This is a genomic window from Niallia sp. CD-39 (assembly GCF_059874745.1).
The window spans coordinates 494,190-518,448 of the sequence record NZ_JCBCPS010000001.1 but is presented as its reverse complement, the minus strand read 5'-3'; the positions used below and the strand labels follow the sequence as shown (position 1 = coordinate 518,448).

General features: G+C 37.2%; 25 protein-coding genes. 18 read left to right on the top strand and 7 right to left on the bottom strand.

The genetic code is table 11. The features are described 5' to 3' along the window. Positions 1-36: 36 nt before the first annotated feature. The 3 genes from AC6F34_RS02595 to fbpA all read right to left on the bottom strand — a co-directional run bounded on the left by AC6F34_RS02595 (position 37) and on the right by fbpA (position 661). Positions 37-222, bottom strand: a complete 186-nt coding sequence (locus tag AC6F34_RS02595; protein ID WP_500768668.1) for a hypothetical protein — start codon at positions 220-222, stop codon at positions 37-39. Between the two features lie 139 nt (positions 223-361). Continuing rightward, on the bottom strand, positions 362-499 hold the full coding sequence (ykzB, locus tag AC6F34_RS02590; RefSeq protein WP_500768666.1) for a protein YkzB: 138 nt from the start codon (positions 497-499) through the stop codon (positions 362-364). Positions 500-511: 12 nt separating this feature from the next. Beyond that, on the bottom strand, positions 512-661 hold the full coding sequence (fbpA, locus tag AC6F34_RS02585; RefSeq protein ID WP_500768664.1) for a Fur-regulated basic protein FbpA: 150 nt from the start codon (positions 659-661) through the stop codon (positions 512-514). 178 nt (positions 662-839) lie between these two features. Here fbpA and AC6F34_RS02580 point away from each other — a divergent pair, with 178 nt between their 5' ends. From AC6F34_RS02580 to AC6F34_RS02555, 6 genes are all read left to right on the top strand, one after another. Continuing rightward, positions 840-1,160: a MerR family transcriptional regulator gene (locus AC6F34_RS02580; protein WP_500768662.1), complete on the top strand. Its 321-nt coding sequence runs from the start codon at positions 840-842 to the stop codon at positions 1,158-1,160. Between the two features lie 218 nt (positions 1,161-1,378). Then, entirely contained in the window at positions 1,379-2,143 is a 765-nt protein-coding gene (locus tag AC6F34_RS02575; RefSeq protein WP_500768660.1) for a threonine/serine exporter family protein, read from the top strand. Between the two features lie 15 nt (positions 2,144-2,158). Then, positions 2,159-2,605 carry a threonine/serine exporter family protein gene (locus AC6F34_RS02570; RefSeq protein ID WP_500768658.1) on the top strand — a complete coding sequence of 149 codons (447 nt, stop codon included), beginning with the start codon at positions 2,159-2,161 and terminating at the stop codon, positions 2,603-2,605. Positions 2,606-2,615: 10 nt separating this feature from the next. Further along, a complete protein-coding gene (locus AC6F34_RS02565) occupies positions 2,616-4,343 on the top strand; it encodes an ABC transporter ATP-binding protein (protein WP_500768655.1) in 1,728 nt (575 codons plus the stop codon). A 123-nt stretch (positions 4,344-4,466) separates the two neighbouring features. Beyond that, positions 4,467-5,342: a carbon-nitrogen hydrolase family protein gene (locus AC6F34_RS02560; protein WP_500770097.1), complete on the top strand. Its 876-nt coding sequence runs from the start codon at positions 4,467-4,469 to the stop codon at positions 5,340-5,342. A gap of 5 nt (positions 5,343-5,347) precedes the next feature. Continuing rightward, positions 5,348-6,031, top strand: coding sequence for a GNAT family N-acetyltransferase (locus AC6F34_RS02555; protein ID WP_500768653.1), 684 nt, complete (start codon positions 5,348-5,350; stop codon positions 6,029-6,031). Between the two features lie 61 nt (positions 6,032-6,092). Here the strand turns inward: AC6F34_RS02555 and AC6F34_RS02550 are convergent, their stop codons facing one another. Next, positions 6,093-6,680, bottom strand: a complete 588-nt coding sequence (locus AC6F34_RS02550; RefSeq protein WP_500768651.1) for a hypothetical protein — start codon at positions 6,678-6,680, stop codon at positions 6,093-6,095. 398 nt (positions 6,681-7,078) lie between these two features. Here AC6F34_RS02550 and AC6F34_RS02545 point away from each other — a divergent pair, with 398 nt between their 5' ends. Beyond that, the gene (locus AC6F34_RS02545) at positions 7,079-8,281 is read left to right on the top strand and encodes a coiled-coil domain-containing protein (RefSeq protein ID WP_500768649.1); all 1,203 of its coding nucleotides are present in this window, start codon (positions 7,079-7,081) and stop codon (positions 8,279-8,281) included. 81 nt (positions 8,282-8,362) lie between these two features. Here AC6F34_RS02545 and AC6F34_RS02540 read toward each other — a convergent pair whose 3' ends face one another. Further along, entirely contained in the window at positions 8,363-8,572 is a 210-nt protein-coding gene (locus AC6F34_RS02540) for a hypothetical protein (protein ID WP_500768647.1), read from the bottom strand. A 235-nt stretch (positions 8,573-8,807) separates the two neighbouring features. Here AC6F34_RS02540 and AC6F34_RS02535 point away from each other — a divergent pair, with 235 nt between their 5' ends. The 7 genes from AC6F34_RS02535 (at position 8,808) to AC6F34_RS02505 (ending at position 18,983) form a co-directional block, all read left to right on the top strand. Then, complete coding sequence (locus AC6F34_RS02535; protein WP_500768645.1) at positions 8,808-10,133, top strand: FAD-binding oxidoreductase; 1,326 nt, start codon at positions 8,808-8,810, stop codon at positions 10,131-10,133. Then, positions 10,134-11,501: a (Fe-S)-binding protein gene (locus tag AC6F34_RS02530; RefSeq protein ID WP_500768643.1), complete on the top strand. Its 1,368-nt coding sequence runs from the start codon at positions 10,134-10,136 to the stop codon at positions 11,499-11,501. It begins immediately after the preceding gene. After that, the gene (locus tag AC6F34_RS02525) at positions 11,491-12,948 is read left to right on the top strand and encodes an FAD-linked oxidase C-terminal domain-containing protein (protein ID WP_500768641.1); all 1,458 of its coding nucleotides are present in this window, start codon (positions 11,491-11,493) and stop codon (positions 12,946-12,948) included. The genes AC6F34_RS02530 and AC6F34_RS02525 overlap by 11 nt, the downstream gene beginning before the upstream one ends. Before the next feature lie 20 nt (positions 12,949-12,968). Continuing rightward, positions 12,969-15,149, top strand: a complete 2,181-nt coding sequence (locus AC6F34_RS02520; RefSeq protein ID WP_500768639.1) for a malate synthase G — start codon at positions 12,969-12,971, stop codon at positions 15,147-15,149. A gap of 72 nt (positions 15,150-15,221) precedes the next feature. Next, on the top strand, positions 15,222-16,001 hold the full coding sequence (locus AC6F34_RS02515; RefSeq protein WP_500768637.1) for a fumarylacetoacetate hydrolase family protein: 780 nt from the start codon (positions 15,222-15,224) through the stop codon (positions 15,999-16,001). A 40-nt stretch (positions 16,002-16,041) separates the two neighbouring features. Further along, positions 16,042-16,818 (top strand): IclR family transcriptional regulator, encoded by a 777-nt coding sequence (locus AC6F34_RS02510; RefSeq protein WP_500768635.1) that lies wholly within the window; start codon positions 16,042-16,044, stop codon positions 16,816-16,818. A 392-nt stretch (positions 16,819-17,210) separates the two neighbouring features. Further along, complete coding sequence (locus AC6F34_RS02505; RefSeq protein WP_500768633.1) at positions 17,211-18,983, top strand: L-lactate permease; 1,773 nt, start codon at positions 17,211-17,213, stop codon at positions 18,981-18,983. A gap of 55 nt (positions 18,984-19,038) precedes the next feature. On the opposite strand, the gene AC6F34_RS02500 is transcribed toward AC6F34_RS02505, so the two are convergent. Next, complete coding sequence (locus AC6F34_RS02500) at positions 19,039-19,323, bottom strand: hypothetical protein (RefSeq protein ID WP_500768631.1); 285 nt, start codon at positions 19,321-19,323, stop codon at positions 19,039-19,041. Between the two features lie 140 nt (positions 19,324-19,463). Between AC6F34_RS02500 and AC6F34_RS02495 the strand changes: the two genes are divergently transcribed. Beyond that, positions 19,464-20,168, top strand: a complete 705-nt coding sequence (locus tag AC6F34_RS02495) for a class I SAM-dependent methyltransferase (protein ID WP_500768629.1) — start codon at positions 19,464-19,466, stop codon at positions 20,166-20,168. Positions 20,169-20,297: 129 nt separating this feature from the next. Beyond that, positions 20,298-21,065, top strand: a complete 768-nt coding sequence (locus AC6F34_RS02490) for a 3-hydroxyacyl-CoA dehydrogenase (RefSeq protein ID WP_500768627.1) — start codon at positions 20,298-20,300, stop codon at positions 21,063-21,065. Here AC6F34_RS02490 and AC6F34_RS02485 read toward each other — a convergent pair. Continuing rightward, complete coding sequence (locus AC6F34_RS02485) at positions 21,043-21,615, bottom strand: hypothetical protein (RefSeq protein WP_500768625.1); 573 nt, start codon at positions 21,613-21,615, stop codon at positions 21,043-21,045. The two genes, AC6F34_RS02490 and AC6F34_RS02485, sit on opposite strands and share 23 nt — an antisense overlap. Positions 21,616-21,803: 188 nt before the next feature. On the opposite strand from AC6F34_RS02485, the gene AC6F34_RS02480 reads away from it, so the two are divergent. Next, on the top strand, positions 21,804-22,943 hold the full coding sequence (locus tag AC6F34_RS02480) for an acyl-CoA dehydrogenase family protein (protein WP_500768623.1): 1,140 nt from the start codon (positions 21,804-21,806) through the stop codon (positions 22,941-22,943). Between the two features lie 13 nt (positions 22,944-22,956). Beyond that, on the top strand, positions 22,957-24,105 hold the full coding sequence (locus AC6F34_RS02475) for a thiolase family protein (RefSeq protein ID WP_500768621.1): 1,149 nt from the start codon (positions 22,957-22,959) through the stop codon (positions 24,103-24,105). Positions 24,106-24,259 lie beyond the last annotated feature (154 nt).

The following is a 24,259-nucleotide window of genomic DNA, read 5'->3' as shown; positions in this document are numbered from 1 at the left end:
GATCATCGAAAGAGGGATTTTTCGATGATCTTTTGTTTAGGAAGTTTCTCTTTTCTTCCACTTGATTTGTTTTATTTTATTGTAAGCTTTTTCTATCTTATGAAAACGTTCAGTTTTCATATTTTCTTCTTTTAAGAGTTTACGATAAAAAAAGAATTGAATAAGTTCTTCTAATATGATGAAAAAGACAAGAATTCCTCCGATCACCCATAGTAGCTGCATGGTATAACCTCCAATCCTGCAATCTCCTTGTTTTCACTATATGAAATGCTGACAAAATTATGCATTTTCATATTAGACGCTGACTTTTTGCAGAATGTTTCAGTAGAGGTATACCCTTATTCGCTTACATAGTAAACTTTTAACTATTTTGCACTTTTCGTAAAAGCTCCTCAGCTTTATTGCCAGAGAGTGATGCTAATTTTTCCCACATTCTATCTCTTAATAAATCAAGCTCAACTATCTTTCGAGCAAGCTCTAAGTCCTCTCCTTTTCTCATCGTAAAGACCTCCTATTTAACCCCAACATGTTTTTTTGACAAGCTTTCAAGCTCAGATAGGGTTAGATGGATCAATTGTTCTTCTTTAAATACACCAGCTTTGATCAACAAGCTAATTAAATATGTCTTCTTTTTCTCAACTGCTTTTCGTAAATATTGCATTTTTGTCCCTCACCCTTTGTTTTTTTCTATCTTAAACAATTACAAGCTTACTTTCAGTAATTTTGGAAGATTATATAACACACATTTTATTAATGTTATATTTTCTAACATTAGAGGTGAAATTTTCTGACAATGATGTATAATTAGGATAAAACCTGTAAGTTGGGGTGGTTTGCATATGGACAGTGAATATTCATATAAAGATCGAAAGGTAATTACAATCGGTGTTGTTAGCGAATTAACAGGTCTAAGTGAGCGGCAAATTAGATACTATGAAGAAAGAAAATTAATTTTTCCTGAAAGAACTGAGAGGGGCAATAGAAAATATTCCTTTTCGGATGTAGAAAGGTTAGTCGAAATAGCAAATAAGCGGGAAGAAGGAGTAAGGACTGATGAGATCCGGCAAGAGCTAAAGAAGAAGAAGAAGGCTGATGATAGAGAGATGAGAAATAAAATGATTCAAGGTCAACTAAATGCACGTTTTAATTATAAAAAATGAATGAAACAAGTATTCCGACATGAAGGCATTTAAGAAAACATGTAGACAAGGTCGTTTTTGACTTTGTCTATATGTTTTTTAGGTATAGTTAACAAAAAAAACAGTCAAAATTTAATCGTAAATGATGTTAGTAAAATTTTGTCTAAATCCTCTTTATTTATCCAACTATTTCAGCTAATATGAATGGACGAGTAGACTAAGGAAAGGTAGGGGTGAGCATGTCGAATCAAAGTGAGCGATATTCATATGAAGTCATTCAACTTTGTCTAAAAGCAGGCGGGATTATGTTGCAATGTGGTGCGGAAACATACCGTGTGGAGGATACGATGACGAGGATTGCAGAAGCATTAGGATTGGACAACTCACATAGTTATGTAACTCCAACGGGGATTGTATTCTCAGTAGATGGAATGCAGCCTGCAAAATTGATTCGGATTTCAGAAAGGACAACTGATTTATATAAAGTTACATTAGTTAACGATGTTTCTAGGAAAATCGTTGCAAAGGTATTGACGATAGATGAAGCATATGACGAGTTAATGTTGATTGAGCAACAAGACTATACCTTTCCTGTTTATCAACAAATTTTCGCTGGAGCGCTTGCAAGTGGATGTTTTTTGCTCATGTTTCTCGGTCAATGGGGGGATGTTTTTCCGGCAATTGTTACGAGTGCAATTGGATTTAGCTCGTTTCTAGCGTTAGAAAGAATCGTTGAAACGAAATTCTTCTCTGAGTTTTTATCATCACTTCTGATTGGATTAGTCGCATATAACTTTGTGCAATTAGGAGTTGGAGCAGAACTTGATAAAATCATCATTGCGTCAGTGATGCCGCTAGTGCCGGGGTTGCTCATTACAAATGCTGTTCGTGACCTCATAGCTGGACATCTCGTTTCTGGATTATCCAAAGGGGCAGAGGCGTTTTTAACAGCTTCAGCAATTGGAGCTGGAGTTGCTGTCGTTTTTGCTTTATTCTCAATTTAAGAAGGAGGAGGGCAAATGATTGTCCATTTAATTGCAAGTTTTATGGCATCCTGTGCATTTGGAATTATCTTTAATGCTCCAAAAAAAGCGATTCCTAAATGTGGTTTAGTTGGAATGTTTGGCTGGGCAATTTATAGAATTCTTGTTGAGCAGGGATTTGACACTGTAGTGGCTACTTTGGTCGCATCGTTCTTTATTGCATTAATGAGTCAATTGTTTGCGCGATGGTTTAAAAAGCCAATTATCATCTTTAGTGTTGCAGGAATCATCCCATTAGTTCCTGGAGGCCTAGCATATGATGCAATGAGAAATTTTGTTGGCAATGATTACAATGTAGCGATTCAACTAGCAGCAAAAGCATTAATGATTTCTGGTGCAATTGCAGTTGGGATTGTCATATCGGAAGTGTTAAATCAAGTAGTACGAAAAATAAAATGGTCAAATCGCAGAGAGACTAGATAAGGAGAACAGAATGATTGCTCGCTTTTTTACATATTATAGACCACATAAAAAGCTGTTTTATTTAGATTTTAGCTGTGCCATATTAGTAGCTATATTAGAATTAGCGTTCCCGATTGCCGTACAATTGTTTATTGATGATCTTCTACCGAGTGGAAACTGGTCGACGATTGTTTCGGTGAGTGCCGGGTTGCTTGCTCTGTATTTTTTTAGCATGTTTATGCAATTTGTTGTGAATTACTGGGGTCATATGTTAGGCATAAATATTGAAACTGACATGAGGCAGCAGTTGTTTGAACATGTCCAAAGACAATCTTTTCGCTTTTTTGACAATACAAAAACTGGACATATTATGAGTCGTGTAACGAATGATTTAATGGATATAGGTGAACTAGCTCATCACGGCCCAGAAGATGTATTTATCACAATTATGACGTTTGTCGGAGCTTTTTGGATTATGATGACAATCAACGTGAAACTTGCGATTGCGGCAATCTTTGTACTTCCGTTTTTAGTATGGTTAATCGTTTATTGTAATATGAAAATGAATAAAGCGTGGAAGAATATGTATGGTGAAATAGCGAATGTAAATGCACGTGTTGAAGATAGTGTTTCTGGCGTTCGAGTTGTACAATCTTTTACAAATGAAAACTACGAAATGAATCGTTTCAAAAAAGACAATCGTACATTTAGAAAAGCTAAATTAGCAGCTTATAAGATTATGAGCTTCTCATCTTCAGGTGTGTATATGATGACACGCTTAGTTACACTGATCGTTTTAGTCTATGGAGCATGGTTAAGTTTTTCAGGAGAATTAACTCATGGTGAATTAGTAGGTTTCATTTTATATGTAAATGTGTTATTAAAGCCGATTGATAAGATTAGTGTATTAATGGAGCTTTATCCTAAAGGAATGGCTGGATTTAAACGATTCACAGACTTGCTTGATTCGGAGCCAGAGGTTAAAGACTATCCTAATGCAACAGCAGTGAAACATTTAAATGGAGATATTCAATTCAATAATGTCGATTTTCGCTATGAAAATCACAAAAATGTGCTAAATGATTTGAATTTATCGATCAATGCTGGAGAAACTATCGCTTTTGTTGGACCTTCAGGAGCAGGGAAGACTACGATTTGTTCGTTAATCCCAAGGTTTTATGAAGTGAATGCAGGGAATATTACAATTGATGGAATTGATATTCGGGAAATGACCAAGGAATCCCTTCGTTCACAAATTGGGATCGTTCAGCAAGATGTGTTCTTATTTACAGGTACGATTAAAGAGAATATTGCCTATGGCGACTTAAAAGCAACAGATGAAGAAATATTTGCTGCAGCGAAACGGGCACACCTTGAGGAGTTTATTCACGGTCTTCCTCTTGGTTATGAAACTCAGATTGGAGAACGTGGCTTAAAGCTGTCAGGTGGACAGAAGCAAAGATTGGCAATTGCTAGGATGTTCTTGAAAAACCCGCCAATTTTAATTTTGGATGAAGCAACTTCCGCACTTGATACACAAACGGAATACATTATTCAAGAAGCGCTCAATGAATTGTCGCAAAACAGAACGACATTGGTCATCGCTCACCGCTTAGCAACAATCCGTAACGCTGACCGTATTATGGTTGTAACGGAAAATGGAATTGCTGAAGAGGGGACTCATGATGAATTGATGAGGAAAAACGGTGTATTTGCAAATTTACACAAAATCCAAGGCAATAAAGTAACTGTAGAATAAATACCCATCTGTTTGATTTGATTATTTTTGAAAAACTATTGTAAGTTATGAGCAAATGCTTGATAATCAACGGAGAAAGAGTATTGACTCTTCATGCTTACTTTTTTATTGGAGGGATGAATGATGAAAATGCGTGTATCTGCTGTTCAGTATCATTTACACACAATTCGTTCTTTTGAGGACTTTGCCAAGCAATGTGAACATTATATTAAAACTGCACAAGAGTATGAATCAGAATTTGTGTTGTTTCCAGAGTTTTTCACGACACAACTCCTTTCTATAGGAAGTGAACAAGGGCTAAGTCTAACAATTAATGAGTTACCAGGTTTCACAGAACAATATAAAGCGTTGTTTACAAAGTTTGCGCTTGATACGAAGATGCATATTATTGGTGGAACCCATGTTATTAACCGTGATGGAAGGCTATATAATGTTGCTCATCTGTTTTATCCTGATGGGCGAGTAGAAGAACAGGCGAAGCTTCATATCACACCAACTGAGGTTAATGAATGGAATATGACACCAGGTGAATATTTTCATATATTTGATACAGACAAAGGAAAAATTGCGATTCTTACTTGTTATGATATTGAGTTCCCTGAGATTGTTCGAATGGCGAAAGCGAAGGGAGCAGATGTAATTTTCTGTCCGTCATGTACGGATGATCGTCATGGCTTCCATCGTGTACGCTATACGTCACATGCTAGAGCAATTGAAAACCAAGTGTATGTTGTTGTCACTGGTACTGTTGGTTCATTGCCAACAGTTGACTTCATGAGGGCTAACTTCGGCCAGGCAGCAATCATCACACCGAATGATATCCCGTTTCCACCGCAAGGAATTATGTCAGAGGGAGAATTGAACAATGACATGATTGTAACAGCAGATTTAGACTTATCACTCTTGTATAAAGTAAGAGAAAGTGGGTCTGTCACAACATGGAGAGATCGTCGTGTTGACTTATATACGGACTGGGAAAAAGAAAACATTGATGGGTGAAGAAAATGACTTATCATAGTGAATTTTATGTATATGACCAACAGAAGCCAATATCGATTGTTGTGCGAAATTATAACCGCTCGGATTTTGATGAATTGATTGCGATTCAATCTGAATGCTTTCCATCCCCATTTCCAGAAGAACTATGGTGGAATAAGGAACAGTTGGAAAGCCATATAAACACATTTCCAGATGGTGCATTATGCGTTGAAGTAAACGGTAAGCTAGCTGGTTCTTTAACTGGACTAATTACTGCATTTGATCCTGCTTCTCCAGATCACACATGGGAAGAAGTGACAGATGATGGTTATATCCGTACACATGATCAGGATGGAAATACATTATATATAGTAGATATTAGCATTAGACCAATGTTTCGAAGCTTTGGTCTTGGAAAGATTTTAATGCAAGCAATGTACCATGTCGTTATTGAAAAAGGACTGGAGCGACTTTTGGGTGGTGCCCGAATGCCAGGGTATTGCAATTATGCTTCTGAAAAATCAGCTGAAGAGTATGTTGAGGCAGTTTTAAATGGTGAATTGAGAGACCCGGTCATTTCATTTTTACTACGATGTGGCAGAACACCGCTTACTGTCGTTAAAAATTATTTAGAAGATGAAGAGTCGTTAAACTATGGTCTGTTAATGGAGTGGAAAAATCCATTCAAACATAGCCAAGTTAAAATGTAGTAAAAATAGCAAAACCCCCGCACATTACAATCGGGGGTTTTATTTGTATATTTTCTTGAGATTATTTTATAATCGTTCCATCTTCATAGACTCTGTAATTTTTAAATTCATTGTTGTCATCTATAAAATATAGTGAAATTTGAGTAGTCTCTTTACTGTTTTCAGGGAAAGTGAAGAACAAAATATAAGATAATTTACCGTTAACGAGTGCATCAACATCGACATCGTCTAATTTCGAAACAAATGCATAGTCCTCGTCATTTTTAAAGTCATATCTCCATAAAGGCAAATTATACATAGCATCGCGCAACACTTGATCGGGCTCTCCGAACAGTCCTTTGATTTGAGATTGTGTCATGTTTATAACTAGTTTACTTTGAAGCTCTGATAATGAAGATGTGACTGGTTGCTGTTCTTCCGATGTGATTTCCTTCTCCGCTACAATCTCTAGTTCTTGATTTGAGCTATCAGCTATTATTCCAGTGTCAAAGAATTCAAAATTATTTTCAAACTGAAGTGTCTTTTTAATTAGTGCTTTTTCAGATATGGAAGTGCTATTATGATCTGCTTGGATTGGTTGTGTAAAATTCATTGGCATCGCGATTATGAACAATGCGATTGCGCTTATGGAATGTTTTAACATGGACATCTTTTATCCCCCTCAAAGATTCTATACTTATTAGACGGATTTACATGTCAAAAGGTTTCATTTTTGTTACAAAAAGATTACAAAAATTACTCGTGTAACAGCTTGATTATCTATTCTATTCCCAATAAGGTAGATTTTAAACCAAAAAAAGAAGATTTCATGATTGCGAGATAGGTAAATCATCTTATGCTTCTCGTCGAATCAATTGTTACTGTAAATAGGACTTCCTATCGAACAATGTCGTAATTAGTAATATATTTGTAATATAACTCTAACAAGCCTGTCAAAAAGCGATGCTATAATCCCATTGTACTCACTTTTAGACTACGTCAAATTACATATTTCAACAAACGTAAATATATATAGAAAGTTATACATAATGAAAGCAGGGGAATAAATTGAAGAAAAAGTTATTCGTGTTAAACACAGCATTTGTTATTGGATTAAGTGCACTATCTGTACCAACTGCGAGCGCAAACACAGTTCAGTCTATTCAACAGGAACGCAGTGAATTAAAAGTTACTCTAAATGCAGCGGAAAAAGAACTTGCGACTGTTTTAGAAGAACTTGCAACGATTGAAGCTCAAGTAAAAAGAGTAGATGAGGCAATTGCAGATAATAAAAAGCAATTCGTGCAAACAGAAAACGATCTAGTAGCTACTGAAGAACAAGTTGCTAAGTTAGAAGCTGAGATTGCAATCATTCAAGAAAGAATCGATGCACGCAGTGAAATTTTAAAAGAACGTGCAGTTTCACTACAAACAAACGGTGGTAGTACGATGAACTATGTTGAGGTCATCTTAGCTTCAAAAAGCTTCTCAGATTTCATTGATCGTGTAACAGCTGTTTCGAAAATCGTGGAAGCTGACCAAGATATTATTCTTCAACATGCTGAAGATAAAGAACTTGTAGAAACACATAAACAAGAAGTGGATCAAAAGCTTGAAGAATTAACAAACATGAAAACAGAGCTAGAAGGAATGAAAGCTCAATTAGAAGAACAACAAAAAAATAATGCTTCATTAAGAAACGAACTAAAAGAAAAAGAAAAAGCAGCAGCGTCAAAACGTAATGAATTAAAAGTAGAAGATGATCGTTTAGCAGCAATGCAAAGACAAATTCAACAAAGTATTGTGAGTCAATCATCTAGTTCTGCTACAAGTAATGCTGTACACTCATCTAATACCCCAGCAACTAGTAATGTTAAACCTTCTGGCAACATTAGTACTGTTATAAATGCGGGATACCGCTACATTGGGAATTCTGTCTATGTATTTGGTGGCGGAAGAAATGCTTATGATATAGCAAATGGAAGATTTGACTGTTCAGGCTTTGTTTCTTGGGCATTCTCACAAGCAGGAATTAGTGTACCAGCATCTACCGATGGACTAAAGAATACAGGCACACGTATTCCAACAAATCAAATGCAGCCTGGAGATCTTGTTTTCTTTGATACGTATAAAAGAGATGGACATGTAGGCATATACCTTGGTGGAGGAAAATTCATCGGTTCTCAAAGCAGTAAAGGTGTTGCAATTGAAAACATGACAAGTGGCTACTGGGCAGATAAATTTAACGGTCGTGTTATGAGGGTAAGATAATAGAAGTTTCATAGCAAAAAACAAAAAGAATCGAGGTAACATCCTCGATTCTTTTTTCGTCGATATCCTAAAAAAGTCAGATTAATTAGTGGATACCTTATTAGAATAGTGCAGCATGCTTCCGAAAAGTACAAAAACAACCGATCCACCAACGGACCACCGAGCCAAGTAAAATAAACTTACAATGCCCTCATTGTATAATAAATGATCATATGATGATAACGCTGGTAAAAATAATCCAATGCAAAGTCCAACGTAGGCTCCAAGTAATCCCAATTTTAAAAAATTCAAGTTTATTCACAACTCCTTTAAGTTATTAACTACCATCTTTACATAAAATTACATGATAATGGAGTTGAAGTAAATATTATTATCTGAACATTAAAAAAATAGTTGAATTGTAAGCGTCGCCATGATTAAATAGTGTTAACAATATTATGTAATTTGTTGCCACATAGATGGTAAAATTTTTTTGAGACAGTTAAGAAACATTGTTTGTTATTACAAAACAATAGGAGGGGAGACATTGATTACAAATGCGACAATTATTGATTCTCTTCATAAACACTTTCCACAAGAACAGATTATAGAAGGGAAATTTGACATTTGGGGAAATGGTGGGGAAGTGACCGTATACCCTAAAACAGAAGAGGAAATTGTTAAGACATTGTCTATAGCAGATGAAAACACGTGCTCTGTGAACATTAGTGGAAATGGAACAAAAAAGGGCTGGGGTGGAAGTATTGAAAAAGCTAAGATCGAGCTTTCTTTAAAAGAGTACAAAGGAATTGTAGAGCATGAAGCTGGCAATATGACAATTACAGTCAAAGCAGGAACACCTTTTCATGAAATTCAGTCATACTTAAAAAGCTATCATCAAAGATTGCCGCTTGACCCTTTTCAACCACATGTATCAACCATTGGTGGAATTGTGGCCGCCAATGACTCAGGGCCAAAAAGGCTTAGAGATGGTGGTGTCAGAGATTCACTTATTGGGATGAGAGTTGTATATCCGAATGGTGAGATCATCCGTACTGGTGGAAAAGTCGTAAAAAATGTAGCTGGCTATGACATGAATAAGCTATTTATCGGCTCAATGGGAACGTTAGGTGTACTATCTGAATTAACGTTTAAATTAAGACCAATTCCGAAGAAAAAAGCAATTCAGTTAATCAGCTTTAAAACATTTGATCTCCAAAAAATGAAACAATTAGCGATTCAATTGCTTGATGACGTAATTGAGCCTGTTTGTTTAGACGTATTAAACCCAGATATGACAGAACAGATGATAGGTATTCGTAAATACGCTATTCTGCTTTCTTTTGAAGATGTAGAAACTGCAGTCGATTATCAATTACAAACAATACATGGTCTGACCAGTGGAATAAAAGGAATTGAAGTCGCTGAGTTCCTCCAGGAAGATGCAGATGTTGCATGGGAGAGATTTTACTCTAAGATGCCACTAGCAGGTATTGATACAAGAAATGAACATACGGTAGCGCTTAAAGTAGGGTTAGTTAACTTGGACTGGTTAACATTGATGAATCAAACTCAGCGGCTAGCTGAGGAATATGGAGTTTCATCATTTGTTCATGGGGGATTAGGTCATGGTTTAGGCTCATTCATCCTAACTGGTGAGGATGACCAATTAATTAGAGTGATCGACAAGCTACAAGCTTTGACGAAAGAGTTAGCTGGCTATGCGATTGTGAGACACGCTCCTTTTTCACTTAGAAGCAAATTGGGTGTTTGGGGTCAAACGACTCCGCTACAAGCTATTTCACAACGGATTAAACATCAAGTCGACCAACAAAACATCATGAATAAGAATCGTTTTGTAGGAGGAATTTGAATGAACAAAACGTTATTGAAAGACGAGCAAAGTGCTGCATGTACCCAACCAGTCGGAAATTATTTATGGAGCGATCCTCCAGATGAATCAAAATGGGCAGATTGCGTCCATTGTGGAATGTGTTTAGAGTCATGCCCTACATATGAAGAAACAGGACAAGAGCAGCATTCTCCGCGAGGGAGAGTTTACTTGATAAAAGCTGTTGCAGAAGGGAAAATGGAAGTTAATACGCAATTCTCCGATCCTGTCTTTGCCTGTTTAGACTGCAGAGCATGTACGACCGCATGTCCAGCAGACGTCGATGTAGGCGGACTAATCGAAGAAGCTCGTGGACAAATTCGGCAAGCGATGCCGTTAAAGGGATGGAAAAAAACAGTTAGTAAAGCGTTTTTGCATCATTTATTTCCACATCAGCCAAGATTGCAAGCATTAGGTGGAGCGCTAAAGCTTTATCAGAAAAGTGGTCTTCAAACCTTTGTGCGTAAAAGCAAACTAATCAATATCATGCCGAACCATTTAGTGAATATGGAAGCGGTTATGCCCGAAGTCAACACTGGAGTTAAAAAAAGATACCGCAATGATGAAGTCATCCCGGCTAAAGGAGAAGTAAGAGGAGAGGTAGCCTTACTTACAGGATGTATTATGGATGTCATGTTTAGTGATGTTAATGAAGCTACAATCAATGTCCTCACAAAAAATGGCCATGATGTTGTGATTCCTAAAAATCAAACATGTTGCGGGGCACTCCATGTGCATGCAGGAGACCGTGATAAAGGGCGGGAGCTTGCAAAGAAAAACATCGAAGCATTTTCTCAGTACGATAAAATCGTTGTTAATGCTGCGGGATGTGGATGTATGATGAAGGAGTATGAAGAGCTCTTTAAAGAGGAGCCTGAATGGAAAGAAAAAGCAGAAGCGCTAGGAGAAAAGGTAGAGGATGTTTCAAAATATTTATATGATACTGGAATCATTCCACCACAGGCGTCAATCCATTCGAAAATTACTTATCACGATGCTTGCCATTTAGCACATGGTCAAAGTGTTCGCCATGAACCAAGAGCATTATTGAACAGCATCCCAGGTATTCAACTCGTGGAAATGAACAATGCCGATCGCTGTTGTGGGAGCGCTGGAATTTATAATATTACAAACCCAGAAATGGCAGAGGCTGTATTAGATAAAAAGATGGAGAACATTCCAGATGAAGTGGAAATGATCTCAATGGGTAACCCTGGCTGTATGCTACAAATGGCAATGGGTGTACAAAAATATGGCCGTAATGAACAAATTGTTCATACTATCCAGCTTTTAGACTGGGCATATAAGAAAGAGTCTACAGGCAACGGTGGTGCAGAAATTGAGAAATAAACGCTTAAATACAAACGATCCCCATATTCATAATCTAGCAAACTTATTAAATGGAAAAAATGCGATTCTCTATGAAAAAGAAGATTTAGTTGCGTATGATTGTGATGGATTTACATTGCATGCTTCCCTTCCAAAAGCTGTCGTATTTCCTAGTAATACTGAAGAAGTAGCTAGTGTCGTCAAATACTGTCACAAGGCGAGGCTTCCATTCTTAGCAAGAGGAGCTGGAACAGGCTTGAGTGGTGGAGCTATTCCGATTAATGGAGAAGTCATTATTAGCTTAGTCCGTATGAAAAAGTTGCTAAAAGTAGATTTAGAGAATCGCAGGGCGGTAGTGGAACCGGGATTTGTAAACTTGAAGCTAACACAGTCCGTTTCAAACAGAGGATATTATTATGCTCCAGATCCATCTAGTCAATATTGTTGTACAATAGGAGGAAATGTAGCTGAAAATGCCGGTGGAGCCCATTGTTTGAAATATGGAGTAACGACAAATCATATTCTAGGGCTGGAAGTCGTCCTTCCAAATGGAGATGTCGTAGAATTTAGTAGCAATGGCGTACTTGATGAACCAGGCTATGACCTTTTAGGATTGCTAACTGGGTCAGAAGGAACATTGGGAATTGTTACTAAAATTACTGTTCGTCTCTTGAAAAATCCAGAATCAAAACAGACTGTACTTGCTTACTTTGATCGAATAGAAGATGGCAGTAGGGCAGTATCCGATATAGTGTCTGCGGGAATTGTACCTGCTGCATTAGAGATGATGGATAAAATTGCGATTGAAGGTGTTGAATCAGCAGCCTTTCCAGTTGGACATCCAAGAGACATTGAAGCCGTACTCTTAATTGAGGTAGATGGAATTGCAGCTGGAATTGATGAACAAATTGAAGATATTTTACAAGTTTGTAGAAAGAATCATGTTCGTGAAGTCCGTGCTGCAAAAGATGAATCAGAAAGAGCTAGATGGTGGGCCAATCGTAAAACAGGCTTTGGAGCGATGGGGACAATTTCGCCAGATTATCTCGTGCAAGATGGAGTCATTCCAAGAAGTCAATTACCTGCCGTATTAAAGAGCATTGGTGAAATAAGCAAGAAATATGAGCTCCGAATTGCCAATATATTTCATGCAGGAGATGGAAACCTCCATCCACTTGTCCTTTTTGATGCAAGAATTCCTGGAGAAACAGATAAAGCATTGAAAGCGGGTAGCGAATGTTTAAAGGTTTGTGCTGATGTAGGTGGGACGATTACAGGTGAGCACGGAGTTGGAATTGAAAAGAAAGAGGAAATGAGATTTGTATTTACAGAGGATGAATTAATCGCACAGACAAATATTCGTGAAGTATTTAATCCTCTCAATTTATTAAATGGAGGAAAACTTTTTCCATCACCTAGTAAATGTGCAGATATTAAATCGTATGAAAAACAATTAGCTGCAAATTAATTTATCGGAGGTATGAACAAATGGCAAATTATGTGAATATTGGGAAACTACAAGTTGCTGAGGAACTCTATGAATTTATAAATAAAGAAGCTCTTCCAGGAACAGAAGTAGCACAAGCGGATTTTTGGGCAAGATTTGAGAAATTAATACAAGAATTAACACCGGAAAATAAAGAACTATTACAGCATCGTGACAAACTTCAAGCTGCCATTGATCAGTGGCATACTGAGAATAGCGATTTTGATTTTCAATCATACAAAACATTCTTAACAGAAATTGGCTATTTAGAAGAGGAATGTGCAGATTTTTCAGTAGAGACCGAAAATGTGGATGAAGACATTTCACGACAACCTGGACCACAGCTTGTCGTTCCTGTGAACAATGCACGTTATGCAATTAATGCTGCAAATGCAAGATGGGGTAGCCTTTATGATGCGTTATATGGAACAGATGCTATTAGTGAAGAGGATGGTGCAACAAGAGAAGGAGGTTATAACCCAATACGTGGCAATAAGGTAATTGCGTACGGGCGTGACTTTTTAGATAAAGCAGCACCACTAGCTGAAGGTTCTCATCATGAAGTCATTAAGTACGAAGTGAACTCTCAGGCATTAAAAGTAGAGCTTGAGAATGGATCGGTTACGACATTGAAAGAGGAAGATAAGTTTGTAGGCTATAATGGCACATCTGATCAGCCATCTGCAATTCTATGTAAAAACAATAAGCTTCATTTTGAAATTCAAATTGATCATCATCATGTTATTGGTAAAGACGATCGTGCAGGCGTGAAAGATATTTTATTAGAATCGGCAATCACGACGATCATGGATTGCGAAGACTCCGTTACAGCGGTAGATGCTGAAGATAAAGTACTTGTGTATCAAAACTGGTTAGGGTTAATGAAAGGTGATTTATCTTCTTCCTTTAAAAAAGGGGAAAAGACAATCGCTCGCGAAATGAGCCCAGATCGAACATACTTTAGTCCAAAAGGTTCGGAGATTTCTCTTTCTGGGCGTTCCCTCATGTTCGTGAGAAATGTTGGGCATTTAATGACAAACAGTGCGGTGCTTGATGCAAATGGGGAAGAAGTGTTTGAAGGGATTCTTGATGGAGTCATAACAAGTTTAATCGCGAAGCATACGCTTTTAGGGAATGGCCCTTATCAAAACTCGAAAAAAGGATCCGTCTATATCGTTAAGCCAAAAATGCACGGAAGCAAAGAAGTGGCATTTGCAAATAAATTATTTGCAAAAATTGAAGACGCTCTTGAATTAAAGCGCAATACGTTAAAGATTGGGGTTATGGACGAAGAAAGGCGTACTTCGTTGAATTTGAAGAATTGCATCAAAGAAGTAAAAGAAAGAGTCGTATTTATTAACACTGGATTTTTAGATCGTACAGGAGATGAAATGCATACGTCAATGGTAGCAGGTCCGATGATCCGTAAAAATGATATGAAATCCACAGCGTGGTTGACTGGCTATGAAAAATCAAATGTTTTGACAGGTTTAGCGACAGGTTTACAAGGAAAAGCGCAAATAGGTAAAGGAATGTGGGCAATGCCAGATTTAATGGCAGAAATGCTGCAACAGAAAACGGGACATCTTAAAGCAGGTGCAAATACGGCATGGGTACCTTCACCAACTGCAGCTACGCTTCATGCTCTTCATTATCATGAAATTGATGTTTTGTCTTTACAGGAAGAGTTAAAGCAAGATGTAGTAGATTTGAAGGACGATATTTTACAAATTCCAATTGCGGGAGAAAAGAAATGGTCAGCCGAAGAAATACAAGCTGAGCTGGATAATAATGCTCAAGGGATTTTAGGTTATGTTGTTAGATGGGTTGAGCAAGGAATAGGCTGTTCAAAAGTACCAGACATTCATAATGTTGCATTGATGGAAGACCGTGCAACATTAAGAATCTCTTCACAGCACGTAGCCAATTGGTTATACCATGGGGTATGTACTAAAGAACAAGTAACTGAGACACTACAAAGAATGGCGAAGGTTGTTGATGAACAAAATGCAGGAGATGTTGCATATCAAGCAATGGCGCCGAACTTTGATGAATCAATTGCATTCCAAGCAGCTTGTGAACTTGTGTTTGAAGGTGTAAATCAACCAAATGGTTATACAGAGCCAATATTACACAGAAGAAGAATTGAAGCAAAAGAGAAACTTTCTGTAAAAAATAGTTAATTCAGTGGAGGAAGCAGGAGGTTATTCTCTCCTGCTTTTATAAATGACAATCATAGAGGAGTGGAGATAAAAATGAAATTTTTACAAGTAGAGTACAACGGAGAGAAGTTGCAAGGTGTGTTAGATGGTAAAATAGTTAAAGAAATAACAGGAGATTACTTAACAGATCAATGGAATTATAGTGGGGTTGAACTACCAATTGAAGAGTGCAAACTACTTTCACCAATTCAGCCAAATCAAGTTATTGGAATTGGAGCAAATTTTGTAGCAGGTGAAGCTGATTTGCCAGATGAGCTACCTGCCATCCCGGTGTTTTTCTTCAAACCAACTTCATCAGTAATCGGTACAGATGAAGAAATTTTCATTCCAGAAGGAATTGAAGATGTGAAATTTGAAGCAGAGCTTGCTGTTGTCATTGGCAAGGAGGCGAAAGATCTAACTGAGGAAGAAGTTATGAATCATATTTTTGGATATACGGTTGGCAATGATGTAACAGCTCCACAGTTCTTCCGCAGTGATGGGCATTGGATGGTTGGGAAGTCATTTGATACATTCACACCACTGGGGCCAGTGATTGAAACTGAGTTAGATCTTACACAGGTTCGTATTAAGGCAAATGTAGATGGAGTAGAAAAACAAAATAGTTCAACGAACTTAATGATTTTTTCTGTTCAAAAAATGATTGCCTATCTCTCTACAGTTATGACATTAAAGCCAGGTGATGTCATTTTAACTGGTAGTCCAGTAGGGGCGGAAATGATTGGGGATGAAACGATTATTACATGTAGTATTGATGAAATTGGTTCATTACAAAATAAAGTAGTTGCAAAGAGTGTTTCACTAAGAAAATAGCAGTATAATCGTGCAATAGATACACTGATGAGGTGAAAATGTGGAAAGAGAGAACATGGTGAAGTCTGTGAGCAGGGCGTTAGATATTATCGAAATTATTAGTACAAAAAAAAGTGGATTAGGGGTTACAGAGATCGCCAATCAAATGGATATAAACAAAAGCTCTGTTTACAGAATCCTATCGACACTTTGCAAATACGGATACATCGAACAGCTTGAAGAATCGGGGAAATATAAATTGGGGTATCGTTTCTTAGATATTAGCTCAAAATTATTAGACTCGATTGACCTGCGAACAGAGGCAAAGCCGTTTTTACAAAAATTAGAATCAGAAATTAATGAAGTTATCCACTTAGTCGTTTACGATCAAGGCGAGGTTGTCTATATAGAGAAGCTTGATGGAAACCAAGCCTTGCGCATGCATTCTAAGGTAGGAAAACGAGCACCAATGCATTGTACATCTGTTGGAAAAGCAATTCTTTCACAGCTTCCGCAATCGACTGTAGAAGACATTGTGGAAAGAAAAGGATTGCCTGCACATACGAGTAAAACAATTATCACGAAAGAAGAGTTATTATTCGAGTTACAAAATGTGAAGAAATTAGGGTATGCATTAGATTTAGAAGAGAATGAATACGGGATTACATGTATTGCCGCCCCTATATTTGATCATTTAGGCAGGGTAATGGCAGCGGTGAGCATCTCTGGTCCGACGATGAGAATGACAGACCAAAGATTGGATGAATTAAAGCATAGGATGATTCGAACAGGTCAAGAAATTTCCAATCGTTTAGGGTTTAAAACAGCAATCTTATAGTCAAATATGAAGCGTACATTCTAGGTAAATGGAATGTACGCTTTTTGGTGAGGTAATAATAGTAGTTCTTGAAGGTTAATTGATATTTTTTTGAAGTACGACTTTATAAGATAATCAGTTTTAGTGTAAGTCGGCAAATCTTGAATCAGCACCTTTGTGTGCAATGCATGCTCTTTTTGAGTATTCTCAGATACATAAAATGTTTTATTTGTTTGTAAAGAAATACTCGTTGATACTTTTCAGAATATTATTGAAATTTAGATAATAAATTGTATAATGTAAATAAGACATGTTGTTATACAACTAATTTGTTTTTGTTATATAACAATGTTTCATATTTGCAACAAAATGAAAATGATGTTTCCTAATAAGAAACGAAAGGGAGGTTGTTTATGGGTACAGGTGTTTTAGCACTTTTATCTTTATTGCCAATTATTGTCGTTGCAATTTTTTTAGTAGGACTACGTTGGCCAGCTAGCAAAGCAATGCCAATTTCATACCTCGTAGCAATTGCTTTGGCATTATGGGTTTGGCAAGTACCGTTTAATCAAGTTGCAGCCGCTTCAGTAAACGGACTAGTTGTTGCCGCAACGCTATTATTTATTATCTTTGGATCGATTTTACTTTTAAACACATTACAACAGAGTGGTGGAATGAATACAATCCGTCAAGGGTTTATTGATATTTCACCTGATAGAAGAGTACAGGTTATTATAGTGGCTTGGTTGTTTGGTTCTTTTATTGAAGGTGCATCAGGATTTGGGACTCCTGCAGCAGTAGCTGTTCCTTTAATGGTTGGTCTTGGTTTTCCTGCAATGGCAGCAGTAATTGCTGGAATGGTTATTCAGAGTACACCGGTTACATTCGGAGCTGTTGGGACACCTGTTCTTGTAGGGGTGCAAAATGGACTTAGTGGTGGAAATATAACTGGAAATTTACAAGAAATAATTGTGCAAATTGGTGCACAGGCCTCCATTGTTCACATGATAACAGGGACTTTAGTGCCATTGTTTGTAGTCGGACTTATGACAAGGTTTTTTGGAAAGAATAAATCATTTAGTGAAGGAATAAGGGTTTGGAAGTTTGCATTATTCGCTGCGTTTTCAATGACCATTCCTTATGTATTAGTAGCAAATTTCCTTGGACCTGAATTTCCATCAATGTTTGGTGGCTTAATTGGATTAGCAATAGTAGTTTTTGCTGCGAAAAAAGGATTTCTTATGCCTAAAGAAGAAATATGGGATTTTGAAGAAAAAACAAAATGGGATCCTTCTTGGACAGGAAAAATAGAAGTTAATACTTCATTAAGTGTTACAAAACAGATGGGGATGTTTAGAGCTTGGACTCCATACATTTTAATAGGAACATTCCTAGTCATTACAAGGTTAGAAGTACTTCCATTGAAAGCGTGGACGAAAAGTGTAATACTCAAATATGAAAACTTGTTTGGCACCGCGATCACACCTTCTTTTGAACCGTTATTTTCTCCAGGATCAGTCTTTATACTTGTTTCAATCTTAACATTCTTTATCCACGGTATGAGTGGAAGCGCATACAAACAAGCGTGGAAGGATTCATTTAAAACGACGATTGCCGCTTCGACAGCACTAATTTTTACCGTTCCAATGGTTCAAGTATTTATTAACACAAGTGGTGGGGCTGCTGGATTTGAGCAAATGCCTATCGCATTAGCAAATGGTGCAGCGGCAATTGCTGGTGAATTCTGGCCATTCTTTGCTACCTTTATCGGTGGTATAGGAGCTTTTATTGCTGGTAGTAATACTGTTAGTAATATGATGTTTTCTCTGTTCCAATATGATGTAGGGAATCAGATAGGAGTCGCCCCAACTTGGATTGTCGCCCTGCAGGCAGTTGGTGGAGCAGCTGGTAATATGATTTGTGTTCATAACGTAGTTGCAGCTTCTGCAGTTGTAGGACTCGTAGGGAGAGAAGGAGAAGTCATAAGAAAAACACTACTTCCATTCTTTTACTATGCATTAACGGCTGGAGCTATTGGGTATTCCATTGTATGGTATTCTGAAAAAGGACTTTTCAATATTGGTTCGATTGTAACTGTTGGCGTCGCTGTAATTGCTGTATATATTATAGCTACAAATCAAAAAAGATCCCAGTTTTATATGAACAATAAGGGAATTTCTAAATAAATTCAAAATGTAGACAAAGTCAAAGTTCGACTTTGTCTACATTTATTTTTACCACTTACCAGAAGAAAGGGAGGAAAATGAGCGCTGCAATTGCACCAATTGCGAATCCGGCACCGAATCCCCAACCACAACCACATCCCCAACCACAGCCACAGCCTCGTCCACTAAAACCACCATACCCATAGCCACTGTATTTATTATTACGGAGAGGACGCAAATAAACTTTTTGATTTGAAACACGATCAATGATTCCACGAAATACTTGACCATCTTCCATTTTTATCTCTACTGCTCTGCCAATACCTTCTTGGCAATCACGATAGTAACGTTGTCTAGACATTTTATCACCACCATTTCATTAGTTTTCTAGTTAGTATATGTACGAGCTTTCATTAGGAATAGGTAAAAGCTATAGGCTAGTAGATTAACTTTCTAAAAGTTTGTTCATAAGATAAATTAAAAACAGATTACGGAGGAATTATGAATCATAAATATGAAAATGCATTAGCTGAAGCGGAGATCGCCTTCGCTCATCCAGGAGGAAAACGGGTAACAAAGATGATACTTGAAGAGCTTGATTCAGGACAGTCATTACGCATATTAGAAGTTGGATGTGGACTTGGTGCAACAAGCATCCTCATTGCAAACTATGATGATGTGGAAGTGATAGGTATTGATCACAATCAGGTGATGATTTCTAAAGCAAAAAGAAATGCGGCTAGTGCAGGAGTCGCTGTCACATTTGATATAGGAGAAATAGAAAGCCTCCCTTATGATGAGGGGTACTATGATGTGGTCATTGCTGAATCCGTTTTAGCTTTTACGAGTATTGAAAAGAGCTTAGCTGAAATCAATCGGGTGTTAAAAAAAGGAGGAACATTATTTTTAAATGAAATGGTCTGTGAAGGAGAATTATTAGATGAAGAACAAATTGAAATAAAAACTTTCTATTCCATTCCAAAAATACTAAACGAACAGCAGTGGCTGCATGAATTAAAACAATCATTTACTACAAGTGAAATCTTAACTGGGCATTCGATATTTGATGAGTGGGATAAGTTGGATAAGACTGAAATGAACTTAGAGTATTCACCGAATTTTGGTAATTTATTAATGGATCATCAGTTATTAAATAGTAAATACGGTGATGTTTTAGGATATCGTTTAATTAAGGCTATCAAATAGAAAATGGCTCCCATATGTTTATGTGGGAGCATTCAGCAAGGAAATGAAGCATTATTCATTTTTAAAAAGGAGTTTTGCCTATGAATCTTGAATAAAGTTTATAGAGTGAACGAAAGGGAGGAGAAATGAGTGAAGATCGATGAAGTTGTAGCAGTTGTTACTGGAGGTGCTTCTGGCTTAGGGGAGGCAACAGCAAGAAAAATTGTGAGCAGTGGAGGGAAGGTAGCCATTTTCGACCTTTCTGAAGACAAAGCTCGAGCGCTCGTTCAGGAGATTGGAGAAAGCGCTTCCTTTTTTAATGTAGATGTAACAAGTGAAGAACAATTTAAGAAAGCCCTTAAGGAAACCTCTGAAAAGTATGGAAAGATTAATGCATTGGTGAATTGCGCAGGCATTGCAATTGCAACGAAAGTACATAGTAAAAGAGGAACACATACATTAGAAGCATTTGGTAAGGTACTAGAAGTTAATTTAATCGGGACTTTTAATGCTATTCGATTGACGAGCGAATATATGATGAAAAATGAAGGCTTGGATGACGGGGAAAAAGGAATAATTATAAATACCGCATCTATTGCAGCATTTGAAGGGCAAGTTGGCCAAGCTGCCTATAGTGCTTCAAAGGGCGGTGTGATGAGCATGACTTTGCCAATTGCTCGTGAATTTGCATCCTATGGGATTCGGGTAATGACGATTGCTCCAGGACTATTTGAAACGCCGATGTTTGATAGCTTACCAGCAGAAGCAAAATCTTCATTAGGGAAAATGGTTCCATTTCCAACGAGATTGGGCTACCCTTCAGAGTATGCAAAGCTAGCAGCTAGCATTATTGAAAATCCAATGCTGAACGGAGAAACTATTCGCATAGATGGAGCTATTCGAATGCAGCCGAAGTAAGTATGCCATCAGCATCCGAACTTGGACGAACACTTACTAAGTACTCATTCAAGTTTCCAGTATAAACTTCCTGTAATTTAGGATGACATTGAAGGTCATATGGTGTAATAAATGATATTGGTTTTTCCATTTGAAGGACATTTCCTTCTTGTAGTACTTTTGATACGAATTGAGAGCAGAAAAAAGCGTTCTTTCGATTCCACTCTAATTGAATAGCAAGCGCAAATAGGCCTAGAAAATTATAACGATAAAAATCTTGTTTTTCTTGGATGCATTCTATGAATCTTTTCATCTGTTCGTACTGTTCATTCGTAACTTGAAGTTCATAAACACCACATCTTGCTTTTAAGAATAATTTATTGTTGATGTTTTCTTTTATAAAGCCACCGATTAGTGGATTATAGTATTTCTTTCGTCCAAAGCTATAAAGCTCACCTAACTGCTCATCAAATGCAATGGATGCATGGTTAAAAGGCTTCCGTGTATATACTTTTATGCATCTTGTAAATAATGTCCCTGTATCTGTAAGCAATAAATAAACTTTTCTCATTGTAGATGTTCCTTTCAGTTCGGTGAGATTAATTAATTGAATGATATCAAAATAAATAACCTCAAGTGAATGAACTAGAGCTTTAATTTTTACTAAGACTAAAGTTGTATATGTATCTATACTAATTTATACGATAACAAAAGGTAAAAAGTTTCATATATTACAATTTTAATGGAGTGATCATAAGAATGAAACCATTATATTTAACAGAAGAACATGATATTTTTAGAAAGTCGTTTCGGAAATTTCTAGAAAATGAAGCTTATCCACATTATGATCAATGGGAAAATGACCGTCTTATCCCTAGAGAGTTCTGGACTAAAATGGGTGAACAAGGTTTTTTATGTCCGGATGTTGATGAAAAGTTTGGTGGAAGCAATACAGATTGGGGCTATTCTGTCGTCATTAATGAAGAATTAGAAAGAGTTGGATCGGGTTTAATTGGAATTGCCCTTCATAATGATATTGTCGTTCCTTATATTACTACTTATGGGACGGTGGAGCAGAAAAAAAGATGGTTACCAAAATGTACTTCTGGTGAAATAATCACGGCAATTGCAATGACGGAGCCTGGAACGGGTTCAGATTTAGCTTCGATTAAAACCTCAGCAATTCGTGAAGGTGATTATTATCGGTTAAATGGCGAAAAAACATTTATTACGAATGGAATTCATTCTGATTTAGTCATCGTTGCCTGTCGAACAAATCCAAGTGAAAAGCATAAAGGAATAAGCCTTCTAGCTGTAGAACGAGGATTAGAAGGATTTAAAAGAGGGAAAAAATTAAATAAAATTGGTTTACACTGTCAGGACACAGCAGAATTGATTTTTGAAGATTGCATGGTGCCAGTTGAGAATATAATAGGTGAAGAAGGAAACGGATTTACTTACTTAATGGAAAAACTTCAACAGGAACGACTTGTAGTAGCGATTGCAGCGCAAATTGCTGCAGAGGAAATACTCCGTCAAACAATACATTATGTAAAAGAAAGAAAAGCATTCGGGAAGAGTATTAGCAAATTTCAGAATACTCAATTTAAAATTGCTGAAATGGCAACTGAAGTTCAAATGAGCAGAGCTTTTTTAGACACTTTAATTGTTGAACATATGAATGGCGAAAATGTTGTTACAAAAGTATCGATGGCAAAATGGAAAATAACCGATGAAGCGAGAAAAATTGCGATGGAGTGCATGCAGTTATATGGTGGTTATGGATATATGGAAGAGTATGAAATTTCTAGAAGATTTCGAGATATACCAGTTGCGAGCATTTATGCAGGAACGAATGAGATTATGAAAACCATTATTGCCAAAAATCTAGGTTTATAAAGGGAGGATTACGATGAGAGATGTTGTGATTGTTGAAGGCGTTCGTACAGCAGTTGGCAAACGAAACGGACTATTAAAAGATATCAGACCAGATGATTTATCTGGATTTATTATAAAGGAACTCGTACGAAAGGCAAAGGTAGACCCTAGCTTGATTGACGATGTTATCTGGGGGTGTGTCTCACAAATCGGTGAGCAATCTGGAGACATTGCAAGAGTAGCTTCATTAATTGCAGGACTGCCAATCGAGGTACCTGGTGTAACCATTGATCGTCAATGTGGTTCAAGTCAACAATCTGTTCACTTTGCCTCTCAAGCCATTCTTTCAGGAGATATGGATGTTGTAATTGCTGGTGGAGTTGAAAGTATGTCAAGAATACCAATAGGCTCAAGTTATCAAGGGGCAAAACTTAGTGATCAACTAACTTCAAAATATGAAATGATTCATCAAGGTGTTTCTGCAGAAAGAATTGCAGAACAATACAATTTCACACGGACAGATTTGGATCAATTCGCATATGAAAGCCATATGAAGGCGTTATTTGCACAGGAAAATGGTTATTTTGAACGTGAGATCGTTTCATTTGAAGGAAAGGATGCAGAAGGGCAATCCTTTGTCATGAATGAAGATTCTGGACCAAGAAAGGGAACATCTGTAGAAGCTTTATCTGGCTTAAAGCCGGCATTTAAAGAAGAAGGAGTAATTCATGCAGGAAATTCTAGTCAAATTAGTGATGGGGCCGCAGCGCTATTATTAATGACTGCTCAAAAAGCGAATGAACTCGGCTTGAAGCCTCGGTTCAGAGTGGTAGCACGATCAGTCGTTGGATCAGACCCAACACTGATGTTAACAGGGCCAATTCCAGCAACCTCTAAAGTATTAGAAAAAGCAGGGTTAACAATCGCTGATATTGATTTGTTTGAAGTTAACGAGGCATTTGCTTCGGTTGCTCTAGCTTGGTTGAAGGATACAGGAGTTGATCCTAAAAAGCTAAATGTAAATGGCGGTGCTATTGCATTAGGTCATCCACTTGGAGCTAGTGGAGCACGATTAATGATTACGATGATGCATGAAATGGAGAGAAGAGGGGTAAAATACGGATTGCAGACAATGTGTGAAGGTCATGGAATGGCAAATGCGACAATTATTGAAAGGATATAAATTCCTTGACTTTATGAAAAAAACAAAACATGTTAACATGAGAATGATATAATATAGAAAACAGCGAACCTAAACAGAAGTTGTTTAGGTTCGTTCATTCTGTTGAACTAGCTAAAGAAGAAGGGAATTTTATTCGACTTAAGGCAATCATGAA